Source organism: Kineosporia sp. NBRC 101731, assembly GCF_030269305.1.
In the GTDB taxonomy this organism is placed as follows: Bacteria; Actinomycetota; Actinomycetes; order Actinomycetales; family Kineosporiaceae; genus Kineosporia.
The window spans coordinates 28,605-51,341 of record NZ_BSTC01000012.1 but is presented as its reverse complement, the minus strand read 5'-3'; the positions used below and the strand labels follow the sequence as shown (position 1 = coordinate 51,341).

23 protein-coding genes are annotated in these 22,737 nt (G+C 67.1%); 14 read left to right on the top strand and 9 right to left on the bottom strand.

Features of this window, described 5'->3' with window-relative positions:
- Positions 1–241: 241 nt before the first annotated feature.
- On the bottom strand, positions 242–1,021 hold the full coding sequence (locus QSK05_RS27270; RefSeq protein WP_285600206.1) for a helix-turn-helix domain-containing protein: 780 nt from the start codon (positions 1,019–1,021) through the stop codon (positions 242–244).
- A gap of 134 nt (positions 1,022–1,155) precedes the next feature.
- Between QSK05_RS27270 and QSK05_RS27265 the strand changes: the two genes are divergently transcribed.
- The 4 genes from QSK05_RS27265 (at position 1,156) to QSK05_RS27250 (ending at position 4,050) form a co-directional block, all read left to right on the top strand.
- Positions 1,156–1,872, top strand: a complete 717-nt coding sequence (locus tag QSK05_RS27265; RefSeq protein WP_285600205.1) for a siderophore-interacting protein — start codon at positions 1,156–1,158, stop codon at positions 1,870–1,872.
- Positions 1,873–2,016: 144 nt separating this feature from the next.
- Positions 2,017–3,009 carry an SDR family oxidoreductase gene (locus QSK05_RS27260; protein WP_285600204.1) on the top strand — a complete coding sequence of 331 codons (993 nt, stop codon included), beginning with the start codon at positions 2,017–2,019 and terminating at the stop codon, positions 3,007–3,009.
- A 322-nt stretch (positions 3,010–3,331) separates the two neighbouring features.
- Entirely contained in the window at positions 3,332–3,667 is a 336-nt protein-coding gene (locus QSK05_RS27255; protein ID WP_285600203.1) for a hypothetical protein, read from the top strand.
- Entirely contained in the window at positions 3,664–4,050 is a 387-nt protein-coding gene (locus tag QSK05_RS27250; protein ID WP_285600202.1) for a roadblock/LC7 domain-containing protein, read from the top strand. Before QSK05_RS27255 ends, QSK05_RS27250 begins: the two co-directional genes overlap by 4 nt.
- 14 nt (positions 4,051–4,064) lie before the next feature.
- Here the strand turns inward: QSK05_RS27250 and QSK05_RS27245 are convergent, their stop codons facing one another.
- Positions 4,065–4,697, bottom strand: a complete 633-nt coding sequence (locus QSK05_RS27245; RefSeq protein ID WP_285600201.1) for a TetR family transcriptional regulator — start codon at positions 4,695–4,697, stop codon at positions 4,065–4,067.
- Positions 4,698–4,821: 124 nt separating this feature from the next.
- Here QSK05_RS27245 and QSK05_RS27240 point away from each other — a divergent pair, with 124 nt between their 5' ends.
- Entirely contained in the window at positions 4,822–5,745 is a 924-nt protein-coding gene (locus tag QSK05_RS27240) for a glycoside hydrolase family 5 protein (protein ID WP_285600200.1), read from the top strand.
- Between the two features lie 57 nt (positions 5,746–5,802).
- On the opposite strand, the gene QSK05_RS27235 is transcribed toward QSK05_RS27240, so the two are convergent.
- Positions 5,803–6,351 (bottom strand): hypothetical protein, encoded by a 549-nt coding sequence (locus QSK05_RS27235; RefSeq protein ID WP_285600199.1) that lies wholly within the window; start codon positions 6,349–6,351, stop codon positions 5,803–5,805.
- Positions 6,348–6,923: a hypothetical protein gene (locus tag QSK05_RS27230; RefSeq protein ID WP_285600198.1), complete on the bottom strand. Its 576-nt coding sequence runs from the start codon at positions 6,921–6,923 to the stop codon at positions 6,348–6,350. The genes QSK05_RS27235 and QSK05_RS27230 overlap by 4 nt, the downstream gene beginning before the upstream one ends.
- 1,166 nt (positions 6,924–8,089) lie before the next feature.
- Here QSK05_RS27230 and QSK05_RS27225 point away from each other — a divergent pair.
- Complete coding sequence (locus QSK05_RS27225) at positions 8,090–8,749, top strand: YczE/YyaS/YitT family protein (RefSeq protein ID WP_285600197.1); 660 nt, start codon at positions 8,090–8,092, stop codon at positions 8,747–8,749.
- Between the two features lie 248 nt (positions 8,750–8,997).
- Here QSK05_RS27225 and QSK05_RS27220 read toward each other — a convergent pair whose 3' ends face one another.
- Complete coding sequence (locus QSK05_RS27220; protein WP_285600196.1) at positions 8,998–9,318, bottom strand: helix-turn-helix transcriptional regulator; 321 nt, start codon at positions 9,316–9,318, stop codon at positions 8,998–9,000.
- A 301-nt stretch (positions 9,319–9,619) separates the two neighbouring features.
- Between QSK05_RS27220 and QSK05_RS27215 the strand changes: the two genes are divergently transcribed.
- The 4 genes from QSK05_RS27215 to QSK05_RS27200 all read left to right on the top strand — a co-directional run bounded on the left by QSK05_RS27215 (position 9,620) and on the right by QSK05_RS27200 (position 12,447).
- Complete coding sequence (locus QSK05_RS27215) at positions 9,620–10,615, top strand: TerC family protein (RefSeq protein ID WP_285600195.1); 996 nt, start codon at positions 9,620–9,622, stop codon at positions 10,613–10,615.
- 615 nt (positions 10,616–11,230) lie between these two features.
- On the top strand, positions 11,231–11,533 hold the full coding sequence (locus tag QSK05_RS27210; RefSeq protein ID WP_285600194.1) for a hypothetical protein: 303 nt from the start codon (positions 11,231–11,233) through the stop codon (positions 11,531–11,533).
- A 238-nt stretch (positions 11,534–11,771) separates the two neighbouring features.
- Positions 11,772–12,275, top strand: coding sequence for a TetR/AcrR family transcriptional regulator (locus QSK05_RS27205; protein WP_285600193.1), 504 nt, complete (start codon positions 11,772–11,774; stop codon positions 12,273–12,275).
- 4 nt (positions 12,276–12,279) lie between these two features.
- A complete protein-coding gene (locus QSK05_RS27200) occupies positions 12,280–12,447 on the top strand; it encodes a hypothetical protein (RefSeq protein WP_285600192.1) in 168 nt (55 codons plus the stop codon).
- Positions 12,448–13,959: 1,512 nt separating this feature from the next.
- Here QSK05_RS27200 and QSK05_RS27195 read toward each other — a convergent pair.
- Complete coding sequence (locus QSK05_RS27195; RefSeq protein WP_285600191.1) at positions 13,960–15,300, bottom strand: AMP-binding protein; 1,341 nt, start codon at positions 15,298–15,300, stop codon at positions 13,960–13,962.
- Between the two features lie 236 nt (positions 15,301–15,536).
- Between QSK05_RS27195 and QSK05_RS27190 the strand changes: the two genes are divergently transcribed.
- The gene (locus QSK05_RS27190; protein ID WP_285600190.1) at positions 15,537–16,502 is read left to right on the top strand and encodes a DUF389 domain-containing protein; all 966 of its coding nucleotides are present in this window, start codon (positions 15,537–15,539) and stop codon (positions 16,500–16,502) included.
- A gap of 8 nt (positions 16,503–16,510) precedes the next feature.
- Positions 16,511–16,891 carry a hypothetical protein gene (locus QSK05_RS27185; RefSeq protein ID WP_285600189.1) on the top strand — a complete coding sequence of 127 codons (381 nt, stop codon included), beginning with the start codon at positions 16,511–16,513 and terminating at the stop codon, positions 16,889–16,891.
- Between the two features lie 212 nt (positions 16,892–17,103).
- Here QSK05_RS27185 and QSK05_RS27180 read toward each other — a convergent pair whose 3' ends face one another.
- On the bottom strand, positions 17,104–17,733 hold the full coding sequence (locus QSK05_RS27180) for an SMI1/KNR4 family protein (RefSeq protein WP_285600188.1): 630 nt from the start codon (positions 17,731–17,733) through the stop codon (positions 17,104–17,106).
- A gap of 531 nt (positions 17,734–18,264) precedes the next feature.
- Between QSK05_RS27180 and QSK05_RS27175 the strand changes: the two genes are divergently transcribed.
- Complete coding sequence (locus QSK05_RS27175) at positions 18,265–19,188, top strand: RNA polymerase sigma factor (protein ID WP_285600187.1); 924 nt, start codon at positions 18,265–18,267, stop codon at positions 19,186–19,188.
- A gap of 93 nt (positions 19,189–19,281) precedes the next feature.
- Positions 19,282–20,085: a GNAT family N-acetyltransferase gene (locus QSK05_RS27170; protein ID WP_285600186.1), complete on the top strand. Its 804-nt coding sequence runs from the start codon at positions 19,282–19,284 to the stop codon at positions 20,083–20,085.
- A gap of 159 nt (positions 20,086–20,244) precedes the next feature.
- Here the strand turns inward: QSK05_RS27170 and QSK05_RS27165 are convergent, their stop codons facing one another.
- A complete protein-coding gene (locus QSK05_RS27165; RefSeq protein ID WP_285600185.1) occupies positions 20,245–21,579 on the bottom strand; it encodes a cation:proton antiporter in 1,335 nt (444 codons plus the stop codon).
- A 99-nt stretch (positions 21,580–21,678) separates the two neighbouring features.
- Entirely contained in the window at positions 21,679–22,722 is a 1,044-nt protein-coding gene (locus QSK05_RS27160; RefSeq protein WP_285600184.1) for an ABC transporter substrate-binding protein, read from the bottom strand.
- Positions 22,723–22,737: the final 15 nt, after the last annotated feature.

Sequence of the window (22,737 nt, the reverse complement as noted above, 5' to 3'; positions counted from 1 at the left end):
ATGGGATCAGCCTGCCCTGAACCCGGCCACAGCGTCAGGGAGATACGTCATCACACGGATGGCGTTTTCAACGATCTCTTGCCCACCGGGGCGAGAGGTGCCGTGCGACGCGTCCCCCATGTGTGGGCATCGCCGTTGCCGAAGGCAGGCGCTGGCGCAGCGGACCGGGGATCGCCGAGGGCGCCCCCGTCGATGTCGGCCGGGGGAGAGCCCTGTTGGCTCTCGCGCAGGGGCGCCGGCGCTACGGGCGGACGACGTCGGCGCTGTTGTAGGTGCCTGGGGTGTGCCCGGTGACGCGGCGGAACGCGGTGATGAACGCGCTGGGGTGGCGGTAGCCGACGGCGCGGGCGGTGGCGTTGACGGATGTTCCCCGGCCCAGGAGCTGGATGGCCGCGCGGATGCGCACCTGGGTGCGCCAGGCCGCGAACGTCAGGCCGGTCTCGACCGGGAACAGACGCGACAGCGTACGGACGCTGGTGTGCACCTCGTCCGCCCAGTCGCTCAGTTCCCGCTGGTCGTCCGGGTGGGCCAGGAGGCGCTCGGCGATGACGCTCACCCGCGGGTCGGCCGGCACGGCCACCTGGATGTCGTGGGTGCTCAGCGGCGTCAGCAGGTCGAACAGCAGGGTCTCGCTGGAGCGGCGGCTGGGGTCGTGCGCCGCGATCCGCAGCAGGTGGGTGATGAGCTCGCGCAGCAGCGGCCCGACGGTGACCCCGGTCGGCTCGGTCCAGGTGATCGGGCAGCGCTCGGCGTCCAGGTGCAGGATCGACAGCTCGCCGTGGTGCAGCACGGCGCCGCCGTGCTCGTAGCCGCCCGGGATCCACAGTCCGTAACCCGGCGGGATCAGCCAGTCGCGGGCGCCGACCGAGCCCAGCACCGTCGCGCCCGCGCTGCTCATGAGCATCGGCTCGGGATGGGCATGGGTCGGCAGCCCGGAGGGAATGTCGCGGGTGTGGCCGCGCTGGATGCTCAGGATCGGTGAGTCGGGTGGCCCCGTTGTCGCAGGTGCTTCGTGCCGCATGCCCCGATCCTGGGGCACCAGTGGCCGGTGCCGCGCGGACGTGGCGTGTGCGCGTTATTGCCTGTCCGCTATTCGCACCCTGACCGGCCTAGGGTGAGTCGCGACCACCGATCAGCCATCCAGGGGATCTGACCGTGAAACACCGCCTTCTCGAACGACTTTTGCTGTCCGTCCGGGTCCAGGCCGTCGAACCGGTGGCGCCCCGGCTACGCCGGGTGACCCTGGCGGGCCCGGACCTGTCGGGCCTGAGCTGGGTTGCCGGTCAGCACGTGCGGCTGCAGGTGGCCGACGGTCCCACCGGTCTGGACTGGGTTCTGGGCACACTGCGCACCTACACCGTGTGGAACCTCGATGCTCAGGGCCTGGACCTGGTCGTGTTCGACCATGGGGACGGTCCCGGAGCCCGGTGGGCCCGCACCGTTCGGCCGGGCGAGGAGGTCATGCTGCTCAAACCCCAGGGAACTTTCACCATCCGCCCCGCGGCCTATCACCTGTTCGCCGGGGAGGAGACGGCCCAGGCCTCGTTCGGGCCGATGCTGGCGGCACTGCCCGAGGATGCCCCGGTCTTCGTCCGGCTGGAGGTCGACACCCCCGCCGAGCACCTCGACCTTCCCCGCCGAGCCGATGTCGGCTGGTCGTATCGGCAGGGACGCCCGGCAGCCTCGTCCGAGACCCTGGTCCAGGCCGTGCGCGACCTGGACCTGCCCGCCGAGCCCGGGATCGCCTACCTGGCCGGTGAGGCCCGCACGATCCAGATGATCCGCCGCCACCTCGTCGAGGAACGCTCCTGGCCCCGCCGCAACGTCCTCACCAAGCCGTACTGGGCGCCGGGCCGCAAAGGGCTCGACTGAGAATCTCTTTCAAGGCCGTCGCCGACGCGGTGAGGTCCGCCGTCCAGGTGACGCTGACTGCCGCCCAGGACCGCGGTGACCGTGGTCCTTTCCTGCTGTCGCTACCCATACCATTTGTGGCTTCCGGGGCAGATGGAGGCAGATGTGAGCGGGGAACTGGTACTGGTGACCGGCGGGACCGGATTCGTGGGTGCCCACTGTGTCGCACGGTTGCTGCACGAGGGTTTTCGCGTCCGAACGACGGTGCGCTCGCCGCAGCGGGAGGCCGATGTCCGGGCGATGACGGGGGAGGACGGCCCGGCCCTGTCGTTCGCGGTGGCCGACCTGATGGCCGACGACGGCTGGGCGCAGGCAGCAGCAGGATGCGACTACGTGCTGCACGTGGCCTCCCCGGTGCCGCAGGCCAAACCCCGGCACGAGGACGAGGTGATCGAGCCGGCCCGGCAGGGGGCGCTGCGGGTGCTGCAGGCCGCGCGGGAGGCCGGGGTGAAGCGGACGGTCCTGACCTCGTCCTTCGCCGCCGTCAAATACGGCCACGGACAACAGCGGATGTTCACCGAAGCGGACTGGAGCAACCCGGACGGCGAGGAAATGGCCGCCTACCCGAAGTCCAAACTGGCCGCCGAGCGCGCCGCCTGGGACTTCGTCCGCAAAGAAAGTATGGAACTGGCGGTGGTGAACCCGGTCGCCGTGTTCGGGCCGGCCCTGGGCCCGGACCTCTCGCTGTGGGCCGGCCTGATCGACAGCCTGCTGAAGGGTGCCCTGCCGGCGCTACCGAAGATGACGATCGGTGTGGTCGACGTGCGCGACGTCGCGGACCTGCACGTGCGGGCCATGATCGATCCAGCGGCGGCCGGTGAACGTTTCCTGGCCGCGGCGGGCACCTTGACCCTGCCGCAGATCGCCGCCCTGATGCGGGAGAACCTGGGGGAGGCGGCTGCGCGGGTGCCGACCCGGACGATGCCGGACTGGGCGGTGCGGCTGGCCGCGCGCGTCAACCCCCGCGCCGCGCTGGCGGTTCCGGAGCTCGGAGTCGCCCGCGAGGCCTCCAGCCAGAAAGCTCAGGATCTGCTGGGGTGGAAGCCGCGGCCTGCGCAGGATGCGGTGCTCGACCTGGCCCGTAGCCTGTCGTCCTGAGTCGAGGGCCTCACCGGGGGCCGGCGGTGGTCTTCGTGGTCACCGTATGAGCCAGCATCCATCAGCAACACCGACATGACCGGCGCCGGTGTCCGGGTGAGGTGGGTGCCGGCCCTGCTGGGGTCAGATCGAGCGTAGGTGTTTTCGGACGCGCGCAGGGCGCTGGGAGATTCTTGTGCGACGGAGAGCGTCTTGGCCCCGGTCCATAGTAGTCTTCTGAGACTTAGTCGCATTTTGCGACTCTGACTCCAGGATGGACGACGCATGATGGACGCGGCGCGCAGGGCGCCCCTCGATCTCGGTCGAGAAGGGTGAGTTGAGCATGAGCAACCAGCCTGAGCATGAGCGGCCCTCCGGTGGGCGCGGACACCGGCTCCCGAGCCCCCGCGTCGCCTCGGTCCTGGAGACAGACGAATCCGGTGAGGGTTCGCGGGCCGGCGAGGTCAGGGCCAACCTGTGGCCCGACCGGTTCGCTCCGGTGGGCGAGCGAGACCCGATCGCTGAGGCCGCGCTCATGCGCCGCCGCCTGGGCAGCTACCAGCGCGGCCTGACCAACGCCCGCCGGATCAGGACGACGTCAAACCCGACGTCCGCGTTCAGTTCCCGCGGGGCAAGCCTTTTCATCAGCACCGACACAGAGCAAGGAGCGGACCAGTGAACGCGAGCACCGACGTCACCTGGTTGGTCGACGGGTTCGCACAGCGGGTACCAGGCGTGTCGCATGCGGCCCTGGTCTCCTCCGACGGCCTTCTGCTGGCGAGTTCAGCAGGACTGCCACGCGATCGCGCCGACCAGCTCTCCGCGGTGGCCTCCGGCCTGGGCAGCCTCACCAACGGCGCCTCGATGCTCTTCGCGGCAGGAACAGTGATTCAGACAGTCGTCGAGATGCAGGGCGGGTTCCTGCTGCTGATGGCTGTCTCCGACGGTTCGTGGCTGGGTGTGCTGGCCGCGCCGACCTCGGACATCGGCCTGGTCGGCTACGAGATGACGATGCTGGTCGACCGTGTGGGACAGCATCTTTCGCCGGAGATCAGGCGCTGACAGCTGCGCTGTTCCTACGGATGCGCCGCACAGCGACGCAACCTCTCGACAGCGTCGCGGTACAGGGCCACCAGATCGGACTCGGGGGAGTCCACCCACTCATCGAGGGTGGCCTGCAGCAGGGCGACCGTCGTCTCCGCGAGCACGCGGGTGGCGAGCCGGTCATGGCCCTGTTCCGTCGCGAGCAACCGGGAACGGATTCTCTCTGCCAGGGCATGGGCATGAGCGTCGGCGGCCTGGCGTAACGCGTCTTCGCGCTCGATCAGCTTGCGCAGGACGGCGTAGTGAGCCATCTGCTGCGGCGTCACCCGGGCGAGAAGATCTGCGGTGCACTCGGTGAGCGCGGGAAGGGTCGGTGCGACGGCCGAGGACGCCCGGGAGCGCCGGTCCATGGCACCGGACAGATCGATCAGTTCATGCAGCGCTGCCTCTTCTTTCGACCGGAAGTAGCGGAAGAAGGTCGCCCGTGACACCCCGGCTTCGCTCGCGATGTCATCCACGGTCGTCTCGGAAAAACCACGCGCGTCGAACAGGCGCAGGGCCACGGCGCTGATCTCGTCCGTCGTCTGACGGCGTCGGCGCTCGCGCAGCGACTCGGCCGGCGCCCGGTTCGCCGACGCCGTTCCGGATCGTGTCTGTGCAGCCATGGTTCATGGTACCCGCGAGTGAGACTCAGTCGCATGCTGCGACTATGAAGCGTTGGGGTCCGTGTCGGGACATCACCGATCGCGCGCGAGGCCACCTACCGGGCACGCCCGTAGGGTCTTCCTCATGGATGAATGGGGACAGATCAGAGGCGTGAACCTGGGTGGTCTGCTGGACGCTCGAGACGGCGTCTTCCCGGGGTGGCCGTTGCTCCCGGAGCACCTGGACCTGATCGCCGGAGCCGGCTTCGACACCGTCCGGTTGCCGGTGCGGTGGTGGGGACACGAGCCCGGCGCCTTGGACGAGACCGCGCGGTCGGTGGTCGACCTGGCGGTGGAACGCGATCTGTCGGTGGTGCTCTCGATGCACCACGCGGATGGCCTGATGACGGGCGAACCCGGTGCGGCGCAGCGACTCATACAGTTGTGGGAACGCATTTCCCAGGAGTACGCGGGCGTTCCCCATCTGGCGTTCGACCTGCTGAACGAGCCACGTGACGCGCTGACCCCGGGGGAGTGGAACCAGCTCCTTCCTCAGGCGCTCGCGGCGGTCCGTGCCCAGGACGCGACCCGGACCGTGATCGTCGGTGGGGCCCGGATGAACTCCGTGGAGGGTCTGCTGGAGCTCGTTGTGCCGGAGGATCCCCATCTCGTCCTCAGCGTGCACTATTACGAGCCGTTCGCGTTCACGCACCAGGGCGCGTTCTGGGAGAAGGGTGCGGATGCCTGGGTCGGGACTCGCTGGCCGGGAGAACCGGGGCACGCGGCCCGTCTGGCTGTGACCCAGGATCTGACCAGGGCGGCCGAGCGCGCCCGGGAGTTGGGTCATCGGCTGGTCGTCGGGGAGTTCGGCGCGTATGAGAGGGCGCCGCAGGCGGATCGGGTGGCCTGGGCCGGTTGGGTCCGTGCTGAGTGTGAGCGCCTGGGTCTGGGCTGGATCTTTTGGGATTTCACTACCGACTTCGGTGTTTTCGATCGGGAAGCGGGGGCCTGGCGGGAGGACCTGCGATCGGCTCTGCTTCCGCAGGAGGGTGTGCGCTCCGGTCTTTGACGGCGCTAGGTGTCGGCTGGAGCGGTTGCTGGGTAGGCGCGGTGATGAGGCGGTTCTTCACCGGACGGCCTGACCGGTGTCGTGTTCGTCGTTCGTGGGGGCGAGTTCAATGATGCGGCGGGCCGTTCGGGTCGGCAGTACGCGATTCAGGGCCAGCATGAGCGCGAAGAAGGCCAGGGCCAGCAACCACCACGGTGATGAGTTGATGGCCAGTCCGGTGTAGAGCATGCACAGCGGCACGAAGGTCCAGGCGGCGCTTGTTTGCTGCCGCTTGAACCGGCTGAGGTGCAGCACCGCCAGTCGGTGGGCGGCCTGCCGGATCCGGGGGTCGGTGGGCACCGGGCCGCGCCGACTGGCTCGGAGAGCCTGGGCCAGCTCGTCCTGGTTGTCGAGGGCGGCGACCTCCATGGTCTGAGCGTTCGTCTCGGCCGTGAGCCGGCCCACCGCCAGGCCGACGATCGCGCCGGCCGGAAGGGCGAAAAGGACTCCGGGAAAATCAAGATAGGGATCGGTCAGGTGGAGGAACAATGCCAGGAAGGCACTGACCGGCGTCCCCACGATCAGCGCAAGCACCCACCACGGGGCCGTGATCAGGCGAGATCTCACGGACTGACCTGCTCGTTGCCGTGCCGGTCCGGTGCGTTGTCGGTGGTGTCCAGGTCGACGATGCGGCGGGCCAGGTGGTTGGGCTGAATCACGGTGTAGACCAGCATGGCCGCGAAGAAGGCCGCTGCGACCAACCACCAGGGCGACAGCAGGAACGCCATCGCTATGTAGCCAAGAACGAACACGCCGAAGAGGGCCGGCGAACTGATGCGTTGGCGCTCGACCACACTGAGATGATGCCGGGCCACCCGGAGGGCGGCCTGACGAATGCGGGGGTCGGCCGGAACGGGGCCCCGGCGGCTGGCGCGGATGGCCTCGCGCAGCTCCTGAGGATCGTTCAACCCGGCTGCGCTGATCAGGTCGCTGTTCATGTTCGTGATGAAGTGGCTCATGAAGAGACCGAAGAACACACCTGCGACCACGCCCCCGACCACGGGGCCGATGAAACGGGCCGCACCCTCTTCGGGGCCGCTGGAGTTGAAGAACGCGAAGATCGCCATGCAGGTCCCGAAAAAGGTTCCCTGGACCAGTGCAATCTTCCAGCGGGGTGCTCCGACGAGCCATATACGCATGGTCACGATCTTCTGGTGTGTGAGACAACGGCGCATGTCCAGATTGGGGCGTTTCGCGCGCCCTGCCCGATGGGCGTGCTGACACGGCTCATCCCATGTGGGGACGCGAGCTGGATCGCATTGCGCCCGAGTAACTATCGCTGGCCTTTCCGGCCATGCGGCCCACTACTGACCCCGGTCCCGAACCCGCTGCGGAACTCGATGCCGGATTGGGGGTATCGCGGTCGACAGCTAGAAACCTATGGGGATCACGGGACGCGGACGGCCAACGGGTGCACCGGCCCGGGGCTCACACACCACGGTGGGCGCCTGGCGGAGCGGATCCCGGTCGGTGGAAAGACCACCGAGGCAACTTATTTCAAGCGGCTCCGGCAACCTGGGGAGATGAAGGGGGATGCCGTCACATTCGATGCTCTGCTGACCACGCACAGGGGCGTGACGAGACCCGCGCAGACGTGCTCCAGCAATGAGTACAGCCTGGCTTGCCAACCGGAGGGCAGCGTTCCGGTCGTGGGCAGCAGCGGCCCCAGGCCGCGATCGAGGAGTACGCAGGTTGAGGGATGTCCGAAGAGGGCCACCCGACTGGCCGGGGGGCGACCTCGTCGCGGGGAACGACTTCGGCGCGCACTCAAAATTTTTCACAAATGCCGCAATAATGACTTATCGTTGATGGCGAGTCGGCTGCTGGCGCGTGCCCGTGAACGGGGGAACCATGACCGGAAACCCAGGTGCCCGATGTCGTCGTGAGCAATGGCCACCGCAGCCCCATCAGTGTCCTGAGCAGAGTCGTGACCGCCGAGCGCGGGTGCCGACCTCCGGGCACTCGTCTGCCACGGTCGGCTCTTCCCCTTCGGCGCCCTGACCGGCAGCAAGGCCCGGCGTACTACCGGTGTTCTGTCGCAACGCCCTGACCAAAACTTCAGCGGCCCGATGGAAACCAGCACACAGATCTGTTGTGCGATGACGGGCGTGCCCTGATCGATCCTTCCCGGAAATGGTTTCCCCGGTCACGCGCGCATTGCCCTGCACGGATGCCGAGACGTCTTGGTGCCGTTCTCGGACGGACGTCCAGTGAGGAAATCATCTGTTCTGAACAGTCATGATTGAGGAGGTCACCAGTGCCTGCTTTGTTCGTGGGAAGATTGACGAGCGCTCGCCCATGGTCCATGTTCTCCACCTCCCAGTACGTGAAGTATCTATATGGTTGCGCGCTCTTCTCCCTCGGCGCTTACCTGTTTATCTATGCCGATCTGGGCACGGATCCGCTTGACGTGTTTGCCCTCGGCCTGTTGAAACACGTACCGCTCACCGTGGGCATTGCCCAGGCGATCATCGCCGTGCTCTGTATCTTTATCTGGGCTGCTTGGTACCGGCGCCGGCCGATTCTGTCCCCGCTGGTGACCTTCTTCTTCTGCGGCAGCATGATCGACCTGTTGCTGGCGGCCGATCCTGGGCGTCATCTGCCCCTTCCGCATGTGACCGTCATGCTGGTGGCGGCGGCACTGTGCGCCTACGCCTCGGCGATGATCATCATGAGTGGGGTGGGCATTCGGGCGATGGATCTGGTTGCCATCGGCATGGTGGAGAAGTGGCGCTGGCCGTTCTGGATTGCCAAGATGTCGATGGAAGGGACGCTGCTGATCTCCGGCTGGCTGATGGGTGGTCCGGTGGGAGTCGGCACGGTGTGTTTCCTGATCGTCGTAGACACCCTGATCCGACCGATCATGTGGGCCAATACCCGGCTCCTGGGTATACGCAACGTCGGAATGCCGACCATCGACCTGATTCCCGTTGACACCAACCCGGGACCTCTCAGCGCCGGATAGCTTCGGACGTCGGGCTGGCACACGTCGAGCAACCAGGCGCAGGTGGTCTGCTCCCACTCGGCAGCACCGGGGGGCGGACGGCCTCGGGTCGACCGGGCGGTACCTCCCCTGGCCGTCATCTGCGATCCGGACGGTGCTCGGTGAGGTGGTGCCGCCGCAGCGTCACCCGGATGTCCGGGTAGCCGCTACGGGTGTGCCGTCACCAACTCGGGCAACTGTTGTTTCCCTGGTGGTGGATGGAGGAACGATCAGTGCTCCTGCGTGCTGGTGAACAGGGCGATGAGGTCGCCGATGTGGTGGTCGGCCTCGGCGGGGTGCCGGAAACTGCCGGCGGTGTTGATGGTGTACTCGCTGCGGCGTCCCACGCGTTCGCGGTGCAGGTAACCGGCTGCTTCGAGGTCGGCCACGATCGCCTGTACGGCGCGTTCGGTGATGCCGGCAGATGCGGCAATGTCGCGTAGCCGGGCGGTCGGCTCGCGGGCAATGGCCAGCAGGACGTGCGCATGGTTGGTCAGGAACGTCCATGTCTGCGCCCGCGGTGTGGTGGCCGGGTGGGCTGCGGGGGACATGCGGTGCCTCCGTTGGGAGAGTTTGGACGTCACCTCTCAATATACGCACCACAGAACACGAATTCAGCATCGCATGTGAGTGCCGGACGCTTGACATGCGAACGCTAGTTCGTGAATCATTGTTCGTAGTTCGAGGGGGAGTACCCGACGATCCACGCATCGCCGTCACTACGGGCCCGGCCCATCCGGTTCCCGGCGGTGCAGCCACTCGTGCAGTGGCCCGGGGAGACCTTCGTCCAGCAGCGCCGAACCTACCTATCGCATCGATGGTTTCGGCTGGGACGAAAGGTCTTTCTTCGCTATGTCCGTGTCCTGGTGGGTCTGGGCTGTCCTCATGCTGGCCATCGCGGCGATGCTGGCCATCGATCTGTTCCTGCATCGCGACAACCACGTCATCGGCTTCCGCGAGGCCGCGATCTGGTCTGGCGTGTGGATCGCCGCCGGACTGCTGTTCGGCGGCGTCCTGTGGCTCTGGCAGGGCGGTGACGTGGCCGGTACGTACTTCGCCGGCTACCTGATCGAGAAGGCGCTGTCGATCGACAACGTCTTCGTCTTCGCCCTGATCTTCACCTACTTCGCCGTGCCCGCCTCCCTGCAGCACAAGGTGCTGTTCTGGGGCGTCATCAGCGCCTTGGCTTTCCGGCTGGTGTTCATCTTCGTCGGTGCCGAGCTGCTGGAGACCTTCTTCTGGAGCGCCTACGTGTTCGGCGCGTTCCTCATCTACACCGGCTACAAGATGGCCTTCAGCCACGGCGACCAGACCCCTCCCGACCGCAACCCCGTCGTCCGCCTGGCCGGCAAGCTGATCCCGACTGACCCGGGATATCACGGCGACAAGTTCTTCATCCGGATCGACGGCAAGCGCGTGGCCACCTTGCTGTTCGTGGTCCTGATCGCGATCGAGGCCACCGACATCATCTTCGCCATCGACTCCGTGGCCGCGATCCTGGCCATCACCACCAGCACCTTCATCGTCTGGAGCGCCAACGCCTTCGCCATCCTGGGCCTGCGCAGCCTGTACTTCTGCCTGGCGGGGTTGCTGCGCCGCTTCGTGCACCTTCACTACGGCCTGGCCGTGCTGCTGGCCTTCGCCGGGCTGAAGCTGATCCTGTCCGAGACCCCCGTGGGCAAACTGCCCATTCCCCTCACTCTCAGCGTCATCGTCACGGTGATCACGGTCTCGATCCTGTGGAGCTTGCACAGCACGCGCGGCACCACCCCGGCTCCTGATCCCCGTCAGGGCGAGGATCTCGACCCGGGGGACCGAACCGGGTCCTCGAGCAGCACGGCGATCTGACCCGCAACAACTCATCCCGGATCCGTCGGCCGGCATGAGCGTCATCACCGCCCCATAGGCCGCGCTTGTCTGCTGACCGTGGACGACGTTCTTGCGACGGAATATCCGCACGAGGATCAAGGCAGCGCCCGTAACCCCTTTTCCATTCAGGGGTTACGGGCGAGGGGAAGGCCGGACGAAGGAACGCGAGTAAGTCCTTGATGGCGTCTCATGAGGCGGATTCTCACCAGATGGGTTGCTGTAGATAGGTTTAGGGTGATCCGCGGGAACGCGGCAATGTCATGCTGATGTTCATGCCGTGATGCTGTGTCGCCTGATCTCTCATCCACCGATTAGCTGTGTGGGTGAAGCCTGAAATAGGAGAAGGGCTTCCTCTGAACTGCGACGATGCTCTCGTCCGGGTGTCCCGAACGGGACGGAGGTTCGGTGTAGGTAGGCGTTTGCTCCCGGTGCTGTGCGGGCGCACCGACAGTTGGAACCACACAGGTGCGTACGGCAAACCCGGTACGCGGCTTCCTCCGCCGGCGCCCTGGCTCTGCACAGTGCATCTGTGAACCTTTCTCTTCGAGGTGTCGGGATCAGCAGACTGGTCAGTAGGCAATTACGGTGCCTGACATGGACGTTGATCTGACTGGCTTGACCTGGTGGACCGATCTCACCGAGGAGCAGCGCGAGAAGTACGCGCAGTACGGCATCGATGCCTCGGACGCGGAGCAACTCCCGCCCGCCTGCGTGGCCTTCGTCGAGACTGCACAAGCATGGGTGAGGGCCAGCCTCGACGATCGCGCCGACCTGCTCGGCTCCCTGGCTCACCGTGAGAAGGAATCGGCAACCTTCGGGATACCGGAGAATCCGAAGGACCAGTTCCATCTGTGGGTATACCGAAGTGTCAAGGGTTGGATGTTGCGACCGCTCTGAGAGAGAGTGGACAGTTTCCCGTTCTCGGCGCCGCCGAAGTGACAAGGAGCCGACTATCCTGCCGATCTTGTAGGGGGTATGGGACCGGCCACCCCAGGTGCAGCCGCAACGTCGTGTCCTGAACCACGTCTACCCGGAACGGGTTTCGCTAAGGCCGGGCGGCGCGGACGGACCAGACGACACCCAGCACGGATGCGGCCAGCAAGCAGGCGGCAGCTTGCAGCGTCTGCTGGTCGGGATGAACGACGGACTGACCCCGCAGCGCCTGCCAGGTCAGGTGCACCATGACCGCCAGATAGGGCGGCCGCCGCCACGCCGACCAATCGCGCTCGTACGGACTCGCGGGCGCCTCTATCGGTACTTTCCCAGCAAGGGGGCCATCCTCGCGGCGCTGATCATCGACGCCCACGACGATCTCGGGGCAGCGGCGGAACAAGCCCTGGCCCGGGCGCAGCAGCGGTCAGTCCTGGAGCGCAGGATGGCCATTTGCCACGGAGTGCGGGACTGGTCGCTCGATCATCCGCAGGAGTGCTCCCTCATTTTCGGCACCCCGGTGCCGGAATTCGAGGCTTCCGCAGACGCCGTCGGACCGGCCTCACGAGTGCCGGCTCTGCTGACCGGCCTGCTCGTCGAGATGGTGGGCACGGGCGAGTACGACCTGATCGGGCAGCTGCCGATCAGCGACGACGTACGACGGGCCCTGTCGCCGGTGCGAGAGAAGTCGCCTCCCCGGTATCCCTGACGAAATGATGGTTCGCGGACTGATGGCCTGGACCCACCTGTTCGGGGCGCTGTCCTTCGAAGTTTTCGGGCACCGGCGCGACATCATCAGCGACCCCGCACCCTCCTTTGGCCATGAGATGCGCACCGTTGCCGTCACCCTGGGCATGGCGACAACCCCTGCGGACCACTGAGCCGCGTGGGGTCGACGTCGGTCAAACTGACCACCGCGCCTATGCGCTGGATCCGTCCGGGTGCAAGATCCATGACGGGGCTCTGCCCAACGAGTAGGACGACCCAACGAGTAGGACGACGTCGCCCCAGTCCTGACCGGGTTGCGGGCCCGGGGCCGGCTCTCACGGTTGGTGCAGGTGTGAGAGGGGCGGCGATGGCAGAGCGGGTGCGGGACAGGCGCGAGTGCGCCATGTCACCGACGAAGTGGCTGCAGATCGAGCGGATGTGCCGGGCGCAGCGCCTGCTGGAGAGCTCCGACCTGCCAGTTTGTTCCGATCCCGGAGGTCCTCCCGGGGGGTCAGAAAATCTGTGCCCGCTGGACTAGACATCTCTTCGCGGGTGGGCTAACTTTTCCGTCGTCGAAACAAAGAGTCAGCTGGCGCAGCAGACACGAACTGCTTGCGCGGGAGTACAAAGCGAGACGAATAACCGGTCGGGACCCCAGGTTCGGAGGGGCGCCCGGCCACCGGCTCCAGGCAAGATGCAGTACAGGTCGGGACCCCGGGCATGGAGGGGCCGCCCGGCCACGCAGCTTGGCTGTTGTAGAGCCGCGCATCACGAAGGGCAAGGAGCTCACCCGTCCGATCGCCCGCCTTCGCCGGATTTGCTCCTGCTGAAGGTGGTTACCGCAGTCCCATCAGATAGAGAGGTGGTCTCCGGTCTCGATTACGCGATCCCTGCGCCGCCTCCGCTTTCGGCGGCTGACGCAGCGATGACCTACCGGTCTCACGGCTGGTAGATGGTGTCAGATCCTCAACCCAGGGGCCCCGGTGCTGATGCACCGGGGCCCCTCGTCCTGCGCAGGCCCTGTGCCGCTGCCCCAGAGACAGCGCCAGCAGCGCGGCGGCCACCGACGTTCGTATGCCCGGCGACGACAAGGGGATGGTTCGCGGTCATGACTGATGAGGCCCACCAGGACACCATTGACGAGGCATTGGACCCCGTCTGATGGTGCTTGACCTGAGTTGATGCCAACCGGCCTCCTTCACTGCGAATCCGGTATTGCGTGGACCACATCGGCCCGCTTGGTCAGGTGCCGCTCAGATCGGCCCAGAGGAGTTCGATGCCCAGGACGATGCTTCCGCACACGAGCAGGAGGCGAAGGGCGCGGGTCAGCCCTGGTGGCGCGATGTGGGCGCCGAGGCATCGCGGGCATTCGCACGCTGGATAGCCTTGGTGGGGTTCGTCATTGAGGCAACTGGGCATGATGAATTCCTCTCGTGGACTTCTTGGCAGGGGCAGAGCGTGTGTCTCACCGGCCGGTGCGCAGGTGTCCGGTCGATCCGGGCACCGTTGACTCACAAGGTCCCGGGGACCTCCAGGAGCTTCGTCCGGCGGTGGCTGGCCCGGTGGGAGGACTGCGGTCAAGGTGGCGCCAGCGCCGGGTTCGATGGCTGATCCGGGACGGTAGGTCGCACGCGACGACGGTAGGTCGCACGCGACGTCGGAGACCGTCGGCGCGGGTTTCGCGATCAGACCAGTTGCGTGCGCACAACGCGCTCTTCCGTGGGGCTCGTCGAGGAGTCGTTGATCCGGCCCAGGTATTCCAGTTCGCCGTTGAGTAGACGCACCCGATCGCCGGTGCGGTACCACCGGGGCGCCGGGGATCCACTCACCCCGTTCACGAAGGCCTCCGTCGTGAGGTCAGGGCGGTGGAGGTAGCCCAGAGCCAGCGGAAGACCTCCGATGTGGAGTTCTCCTTCCTGCCCGAGGGGGACCGGCAGTCCGTTCGCGCCGAGGACGGCCATCACACAGTTGTCGATCGGTCGCGCACGGGAAACGGGGGCAAGCGCGACCGAGGCAGGGGAGAGCGGGTCAACGGTGTCGGCCAGGTCCGGATGGCTCCAGTGGGTGATGTCGCCGGCGGCTTCGGCCACGCCGGACAAGCCGTGCAGCCGAGCCCATAGGGTGGAGGCGAAGCGGTGGGACGCCGCCGCCGAAAGTGTTCCACCGCGGTAGAAGACGTGTCGCAACGAGGAGCACTGCGCTGCCTCGGGACGGCTCAGGAACTCAGCCAGCATCGGTGGCATGAAACAGCACATGGTGATCTGTCGTTCGATGATGACGCGGGTGACGGTGGCTGGGCTCGGGTGCGCCTCGGGCGTCAGGAAGACGCAGGTCCCGCCCGAGATCAGCGGCAGCCACAGCTCCCAGGTGGAGGCTTCGCAGGTGATCGAACTCGCCTGCAGGATCCTGTCCTCGGCTCCGGCGCCGTAGGTTTCGCGCATCCATAGCAGGCGGTTGCACAACGCCTGACTGGGCAGGAGGACGCCATGAAGGGCGCCGGTAGGGCCCGGGGTGAACAGGGCGTAGACCGCCTGGGCGGCCTGGACGGCGGGGAGCTGGTCCAGGTCGGTGTTCGTCGTGACCGGTCGCAGGGCGTCGATCTCGATCGTGGACAACCCTTGCGTGGCCGTGACCTGCCGGACGTGCTGGCCGACCAGGGCCAGGGTGCTCCCGGCCTCCTGCACGATGCGGTGGACCTGCTGGTGCGGGCTCGCCGGGTCGACGGTCAGGTAGGGCAAGCCGGCCTTCAGGATGGCCAGCAACGCCACCACGAGTTCGATGCTGCGGGGAAAAGCAACGATCACCGGAACCTCGGGTGGGGCGGCCGCGCGCAGCGCCCGCGCCACGGTGTCGGACCAGACCTCCAGTTCCTGGTAGGTCAGGTCACAGACGTCGTCCGAGGCGGCGATCGCCATCGGTCGGCTGATCGCGACGTCTCTGATCAGGCCGGGCAGGCCGTTCGGGCAGTGGCGGGGAACGACGGGCCCGGACACGACGCTGTGTTCGAAGAACGGGTGGTGCTGCACGGAGTCTCACTCTCTCGCAACGTGAATCGAGAACAAACTCGACTTGAGATACCGTCAGCACACGCCATCGCCGGTGTCCGGGCAAGGCGTCTTCACATGTTCTTGACGCCGGTGGCCGTGATCCTGACGAGATTCCTACAGATGTGCCGGGGTCGGCCATCTCGGCCGGGTCGTCCGGGCGGGGAATCTTCCTGTTGCTTGCCGGGGTACGCGTCCTTCCGGGGATACTGCTCGCTGTGCTGCACTTAAGGGTTGTCTGTCCTGCCTCGATCACGGGCGACGTCGTTGCGGTGGTCCGGGCCGAACCGGGTACCACGAATCTGGTGAAGCTGACCGGTGCTGCGCTGTCCCCGGCCGGAGACCTGGTCCACGTCGATGTGGCCAGAGAAGCTCTCGACGGGCTGATCACCCGCCTGCTCGGCCTGGGGTTGGAGCGCTCGGGGTCCATCGTGGTTCTTGAGGCCGACACGGCGATCGGGGCGGATGTCGAGCGCGCGCAACGGGAGGCTCCTGGCGAGGGAGACGACGCCGTGGTCTGGGCACAGCTGGCTGCTGAGACCTCGGGGCGCTGGAGTACGTCGGTGTCGTTCCACCTCTTCCTGGTGATTGCCACGATGATTGCGGCGGTGGGGCTGCTGATCGACAGCCAGGTGCTGATCGTGGGGGCGATGGTGCTGGGGCCGGAGTTCACTCCGCTGGCCGGGATCGCCGTCGCGGTCGTGCGGCGGCGTTGGCGGGATGCGGTGGAACCCGTGCGCGCCCTGGGAATCGGCTTCGCCCTGGCGATCGTCGTGACGATGCTGGGGGTCCTGCTTCTTCAGGTGACCGGACAGGTGCCGGAGGAGTTTCTGAACGGGCGCCGACCGCTGACCTCGTTCGTTGCGGCCCCCGACGTCTTCAGCGTGATCATCGCGCTGCTGGCCGGCGTAGCGGGAACCTTGTCCCTCACCGGGGACAAGGCCGGCCCGCTGGTCGGGGTGTTCATCAGCGTCACCACCGTGCCGGCCGCGGCCGATATCGCCGCGGGCCTGGCCACCGGACAGATCAGCACGGCCGCGGGTGCCGCCGGGCAACTGGGGATCAACGGGGTGTGCATCGTGGTGGCGGCCGTCATCACGCTGCGGGTGCAGCGACGCCTGTGGACCTCCGTTGTGCATCGCCCCGCCCGCGATGTCCGGCATGCTCCCGGGAGTAGGGAGTAGTCGCCGACATGTCCGAGGTCAAGCGTGCTCACCCCCGCGATCGCGGGGAAGACGCGGTAGATCAATCGCATGCCTTGCTGGCGCTGGACTCATGCCCGCGCCGGCGGGGAAGACTCAGGATCGTGAACGTGGAAGAGCTGAAAGGTGTTCTCGGCCTGCGTCAGTTCATGGCCGCGATCGGCATCGCAGCCTTGGGCGCGGTGTCCGTCTCGCTGGGCATGTGGTGGATCTACTTCGCGCGCATCTCTACGGCCACCCTGGCGCCGATCGTCAGACCCCGGATCCCCGGCTCGCCGACCAGTTCAGTGAGCCGGGGATCGTCCCGTTCCGCTGTCGTCCTCAAGCGAGATCCAGCGACTACCCCTTTGGTGACCCGTTCCCAAAGCTGATGCAATGACCCCGACACCGAGATGAAGCCTCTCGGCAGGGCAGAAAGCCGCGAACACCAACCGCGTTCGTGCGCCGGGCGAACGCCTCGCTGAAGAACGGGCGGATCCTGCGCGCGATCCGCTCCAGCCCTAACCAGCCTGTTCGGCGCTATCCAAACTCTGATCCTGACGGGCGGATTCACCAGGATGACATCGGATCCCTGTCTCGAAGCTCAGCTGGTCCAGCCCCATGCGGCTCGCTCCGAGAGTGATTTCTCGGTGGCTCGTTTCGGTTTCATGCTCGAAGGCTCATCATGTCGCTTGAGGTTTTTGGCCGACGCGCGTTCGTGATCTACCAGCGCAGCGAACGACTCGAACCGGTCGCTCAGTCCCGGATACCAGCTGGCCCAGGAGTAGGCCGCCCGTTCTCCGTCAGCGGATACATCGCCGGAGTCGAGGACCCAGTACTGGGCATCTCCTTCCTTCGAGATGAGCAGCGCACGGTTTGCGAGCTCCGTCGATCCGTCCTGCTCGCGCTGGAGAATCTTGTGTAGGCGCTGGTCTGTGTCCCGGACCCAGCCGACCTCGCCGGTGGTCCGCATGATCCACAGGAACGGGCCGAGATGGAGCCAGCCGTCAGAAACCGCCAGGAACGCCCGATAGCTTGGCGGTAGCCCGGCACCCAGGTGTCGCTCCAGTTCCGCCAGCCGATCAGCATCCGCGCCGTCGAACCCGAGCCAGCGATTCGCCCGTTGCTGATCGCTGATCTCCAGGTTCGCGTTCTCGTCGGCGCTCTCCAGCACTTCGACGCTGTATTCGGCGAGGTAGAGCCGCCACTGCGCTTCGGACCGTGTTCCGTTCACCCGCCGTTGAGCTGATGTCATTCTGGTCAATCAGCTTGCCAGGTAGAGGTTTTAAATGGCATTGGCGAGATTGGTTGCGCCGTGGGGCCTGAGCGGATCGTGTGCAGGATTCGCCCGTTCTTCAGCTGGGCGTTGGCGCGTTCCCCGATGGTCCGGGCGTGGGCGGTGATGGCGATCTTCTGGCCAGTGGAAAGAGGTTTCATCTTCCCGGTGTCTGGTCCTTACGGCGGCTTCGCAGCGGGGTCCGGACGTTTGCCGGTGAGCCCTGGTGAGCTATGCCTGCGAACGTCCTCACCTTGGCCGTCTCCAGTTCGGACAGGATCTGGCGGGTGCGGGCGCCCTTGACGTCATGGACACCGCCGCCCAGGGCGGGGGGACCCAGATCAGCTGGCCGGGGCGGCGATGACCTGGACGTTGATGCCGTGGCCCTTCCATCGTCCGTTGTAGAACTCCCGGTCTCGTTTCGAGGCCATCGGCGACGGGCGTCAGGGCACGTCGCGAAGCCCGTTCGGGACCTGCGAGGCTTGGAGCATGAGCGGCCCCTCGGACACCGATCTCGTGCTCGCCGCCCAGAGCGGTGACGCGAGCGCTCTGGGGACGCTGCTCCAGCGGCACCGAGCGGGGATGCTGGCGGTCGCGGTGGGCGTGCTGGGGTACCGGCCGGAGACCGAGGACGTGGTGCAGGATTCCTGCCTCAGTGTTCTGCGGGGTCTGGGCCACTTACGCGAGCCGCAGGCTTTCGGCGGATGGGTTCGCACCATCGTCCTCAATCAGGCTCGCCAGCACGTGCGCTCGCGGGCGCCCGTCCCCGTGAGTGACCTGGACGCCGTGCTGCCGGGGCTGAACGATCTGGATCCGGCTCGGCTGGCGGAGCAGCACGCCTTGGGCGACTGGGTCTGGCAGGCCCTGAATCAGCTCTCGCCGGAGCACCGGTTGGTCACGATGCTGCGGTACTTCACCGCGGTCACGTCCTATGAGCAGATCGCCGCCCTGTGCGACGTGCCGGTCGGGACCGTCCGCAGTCGCCTCAGCCATGCCCGTTCCCGGCTGGGCGAGGCGCTGAGCGCGAGTGCCGATCGGTCGTACGACGATCATCGCGCGGTGGCCCGGGTGTGCCGGCGTCAGGCCGTGGAGACGGTGGAGGCGGGTCGCACCGGCCGGTTCGCCGAGGCCATGGCCGCGATCTGCCGGCCCACGCTCGAGACGGTCTGGGGCCAGGGCAAACGAACCTACGGCCTGGACTACCCGACTTTTGCGATGTACCGGGACGTCGGTGACGGCGTTCGGTTCGAGGTGGCGGACGTGGTGGTCGGCCGGGACGTCGTGATCTGGGAAACGCACCTGATCAGCCCGCCCGAAGACCCGACGCACTGCCCGCCGTCGGCGCTGTGGGTGCATTCGCTCACGGACGGTCTCGGCGATCGGCTGCGGGTCTTCCATCCGCGACCTGTGTGACCTGCTTCACCTGAATCTGCCGCCGCGAACGTGAACTTTGGCGAGTCGGACCGCATCTGTCTCCCGACCGCCCTATCTGTGTCTGGAGATTTCGTGAGCCCCCAGAGTCTGACCCCTGCCGTCCTCGAAGGCATCGAGGCCGAGTTCATGTACCGCTACCAGGCCGAATGCCCGCAGGCCACGCAGGAGCAACTCGGCATCCGCACCGCCCGGATCGGCGGCGGGGTGGCGCTGGCCATGCGCCACGACCCGACCCACTACTGGAGTAAAGCGCTGGGATTCGGGGTCGAGGAGCCGGTCACCGGCGCCCTGATCGAGGAACTGGTCGCGTTCTACCGGTCCCATCAGACGGTCCGGGCCGGGATTCAGATCGCACCGGCCCTGCTGCCCCCGGACTGGGATGACCTGGCTGAGGCCCATGGCCTGAAGGCCGGCTCGGGGATTCACAAGCTGGCCGGCCGGATCGAGGACCTGACGTTCGGGAAGAGCGACCTGCGGGTGGAGGAGGTCCGGGCCGAGCACGCGCAGGAATGGGCCACCACGCTGCTGAACGGTTTCGGCATGCCGTTGGAGGGTCTCAGCAGCATGGCGGCGGCCATCGTGACCAACCCCGCCTTCCGTGCCTTCGGGGCCTGGGACGCAGGTCAGCTGGTGGCTGTGGGCAATCTGCTGATTCACGGGTCGGCCGCGTCGCTGAACGCCGGCGCCACCTTGCCCGAGTATCGCGGTCGGGGGGCGCAGTCGGCCCTGATCGCGGCCAGGGCCCGGGCGGCAGCCGACGCGGGTTGCGCCTGGGTGATCGCTGAAACGGGCGAGAGCGGATCGTCTCTGAACAACATGCGCCGCGCCGGTCTTGAGAGCGTCTACCTGCGGCGGAACTGGATCTGGGAGGCCTGATCGCGGGCTGACACATCCTAGGTGCGTGGGACGGTGACGTTCCGGTCGAGAGTTCGCTCCCGGCCGAGACGCATGACCCGCAGGCCGGGGGTGGGCCCGCGCCAGGTGCCCGGGCCGGCCCAGCCATCACTGCCGGGTCTGGTCCGGCGAGCGCTTCCATCAGGAGAAGCCCTGCGCCATCGTGATTTCTCGCTGCTGTTCCTCGGAGGTGACGTCGACACGGGACATCGCGAACCGCAGGATCGGGGGACTGATCACCGACGTGACGACGGCGATCAGCACGATGACGGTGTAGGTCTCGGTGGACAGGACCCCCAACCGCAGACCGGTGGTGGCGATGACCACTTCGACCACGCCGCGGCTGTTCATCCCGGCTCCGAGAGCGATGCCTTCCCAGTGAGACATGCGGCTGCTGCGGGCACCCACGTAGGCCCCGGCGAACTTGCCGATGACAGCCAGCGCCAGCAACAGGACCGCGGCCAGGGCCACGGCCGGGTCGGCCAGTGCGGTGAGGTCGACCCGCAGGCCGGCGGTGGCCAGGAAGATGGGTGCGAACACGGAGAGGGTGACCGTTCGCAGCGGTGCCAGGTCGCGCCACAGTGAGCGCCCGGGCCGGTCGTCCTGGGGTTCGTCGTTGCGGGCCAGGCTGATCAGGATCCCGGCGACGAAGGCCCCGAACATCGCCTCCATCCCCATCGACTGGGTGGCCGTCGCGCCGATGAGGATCACCACCACGCTCACGGTGACGCGGGGCCCGGTGTCGGAGGAGCGGCCGGTCAGGGTCAGCACCCGGGCCACCAGGGGGCGCCCGACCAGCAGCGCTACGGCCAAGAACGCCATCAGGTAGAGAATGGACAGGGCGACGGATCCGGCGCGGATCCCGGTGGTTGCGGCTGCCGAGACCACCGAGAGCAGGAACCAGCCCACGGCATCATCGACGGTGCCCGCGGCCAGCGTTAGTTGCCCGATGTCGCGGTGCAGAAGGCCCAGGTCGGCCAGGGTCTTGGCGATGACCGGGATGGCCGTGACGCACATCGCGACGCCCAGGAACAGGGCGAACGTGCCGCGCTCGGTGCCGTCGGTCAGGAACGAGGACGGGACGGCGAAACCGGCGGCGATTCCCAGCGCCAGGGGCAGCAGCAGACCGGCCAGGCTGACCCGGATACCGGTGGCGCCGCGGCGGCGCAGCATCGCCACATCGACCTGGATCCCGGTGACGCCCACCAGGAGCAACAGGCCGATCTGGCCGACGGCGTCGACCAGGTGGAGCTGGTCGGTGCCGGCCGGCAGGACGTGGTCCCACAGGCCGGGAACCAGCGTCCCGAGCAGTGACGGGCCGAGTACGACACCGGTCAGGAGCTCGCCGACCAAGGCCGGCAGCCCGAGACGGACGGCCAGGCGCCCCAGGATCACGGCGACCGTCAGCAGCAGGCTGATCTGCAGCAGGAAGATCGTCAGGACGTGCGGGGACAGCGGGGGAAGGGGGGCACCCATGAGAGCTCCTCGTGGCGGCGCAGGGAGTTTCCGGCATGACGATGGCCGGCCGGGCTGCGGGGCAGCCCGGCCGACTCAGGACCCGCTGGGTACCGGGGACTACTGGACGGCGTCAGCCAGTTTCGGGGTCACCAGAGCGGTGATCCAGGGCAGGCTCAGGGCGGACGGCCAGCTCATCGCCCAACCGGCTGAGGGCTCCTGCTCGGTGTCGAGCAGAGCGAACCGCCCGTCGGCAACGGCCGGGATGGCCTTGAAGACCGGCTCCGACTGGATGTCCTCGCTCAGATCCTTCGAGGCCGCGAGCATCAGGACGTCGGCGTCCAGCTTGCTGTAGTTCTCCTTACTGACCAGCAGGCTGTCGCGTGAGAACTGGGAGGCGGCCTCGGACGGAACGAAGCCGAGCTCGCCGAACACCTCGGCGGTTGCCGAACCCGTGAACGAGCGGTAGGTCAGCGACTCCATGCCGGCGTGCCATTCCACGAACGAGATTGACTTGCCGCTGAACTCGGGGTGGGCGGCCTTCTCCTGGGCGACCTTCGCCTCGACGTCGGCGATCACGTCGTCGGCCTTCGCGGACAGGTCGAGGGTCTGGCCGATCAGCTTGACCGACTCCTGCCAGGTGACGTCCCAGCTGGTCTCCGGTGCGACCAGGACCGGGGCGATCTGGGAGAGCTTCTTGTAGCTGTCACCCACGAAGGCGGCATCGGTCTGGATGGCGATCAGCAGGTCGGGCTTGCTCGCGGCGACCGCCTCGAAGGGAATGACATCGGTGATCTCGCCGAGATTCTCGATCTTCGAGGCCCCGGCGTCCGCGGCCCACTCGTACTCGGCCATGTACTTGTCGGCGAAGACCGGCGTCACCCCGAGGGCGAGGGTGTTGTCCATGTCGTTGGCGCCGGTCACGATCGCGATCCGCTCGGGCCGCTTCTCGAGAACGGTTTCGCCCCAGGGGGACGTGAGTGTCATGGGGTACTGGGTGGTGCCCTCGCCGGCGGGCATCAGGGCGCTCGCCGGCGCCCCGGCCGCGGCGCCGGACTCGCCGGAATCACCGTCGCTGGAGGATCCGCAGCCGACAAGGGCGAGCAGTGCCACCAGTACAGCGGCCGGGGCAGCCATCCGTCTGCGGGTGAGGGTCTTGGTCATCGGGGTCCTCCTGGT

Excerpts from the sequence above, each read along its gene's own strand:
- QSK05_RS27270 (WP_285600206.1), bottom strand. The coding sequence starts at position 1,021 with ATGCGGCACGAAGCACCTGCGACAACGGGGCCACCCGACTCACCGATC.
- QSK05_RS27255 (WP_285600203.1), top strand. The coding sequence starts at position 3,332 with ATGAGCAACCAGCCTGAGCATGAGCGGCCCTCCGGTGGGCGCGGACAC.
- QSK05_RS27245 (WP_285600201.1), bottom strand. The coding sequence starts at position 4,697 with ATGGCTGCACAGACACGATCCGGAACGGCGTCGGCGAACCGGGCGCCG.
- QSK05_RS27240 (WP_285600200.1), top strand. The coding sequence starts at position 4,822 with ATGGATGAATGGGGACAGATCAGAGGCGTGAACCTGGGTGGTCTGCTG.
- QSK05_RS27230 (WP_285600198.1), bottom strand. The coding sequence starts at position 6,923 with ATGCGTATATGGCTCGTCGGAGCACCCCGCTGGAAGATTGCACTGGTC.
- QSK05_RS27225 (WP_285600197.1), top strand. The coding sequence starts at position 8,090 with ATGTTCTCCACCTCCCAGTACGTGAAGTATCTATATGGTTGCGCGCTC.
- QSK05_RS27220 (WP_285600196.1), bottom strand. The coding sequence starts at position 9,318 with ATGTCCCCCGCAGCCCACCCGGCCACCACACCGCGGGCGCAGACATGG.
- QSK05_RS27215 (WP_285600195.1), top strand. The coding sequence starts at position 9,620 with ATGTCCGTGTCCTGGTGGGTCTGGGCTGTCCTCATGCTGGCCATCGCG.
- QSK05_RS27210 (WP_285600194.1), top strand. The coding sequence starts at position 11,231 with ATGGACGTTGATCTGACTGGCTTGACCTGGTGGACCGATCTCACCGAG.
- QSK05_RS27205 (WP_285600193.1), top strand. The coding sequence starts at position 11,772 with ATGAACGACGGACTGACCCCGCAGCGCCTGCCAGGTCAGGTGCACCAT.
- QSK05_RS27200 (WP_285600192.1), top strand. The coding sequence starts at position 12,280 with ATGATGGTTCGCGGACTGATGGCCTGGACCCACCTGTTCGGGGCGCTG.
- QSK05_RS27185 (WP_285600189.1), top strand. The coding sequence starts at position 16,511 with ATGTCCGAGGTCAAGCGTGCTCACCCCCGCGATCGCGGGGAAGACGCG.
- QSK05_RS27175 (WP_285600187.1), top strand. The coding sequence starts at position 18,265 with ATGAGCGGCCCCTCGGACACCGATCTCGTGCTCGCCGCCCAGAGCGGT.
- QSK05_RS27165 (WP_285600185.1), bottom strand. The coding sequence starts at position 21,579 with ATGGGTGCCCCCCTTCCCCCGCTGTCCCCGCACGTCCTGACGATCTTC.
- QSK05_RS27160 (WP_285600184.1), bottom strand. The coding sequence starts at position 22,722 with ATGACCAAGACCCTCACCCGCAGACGGATGGCTGCCCCGGCCGCTGTA.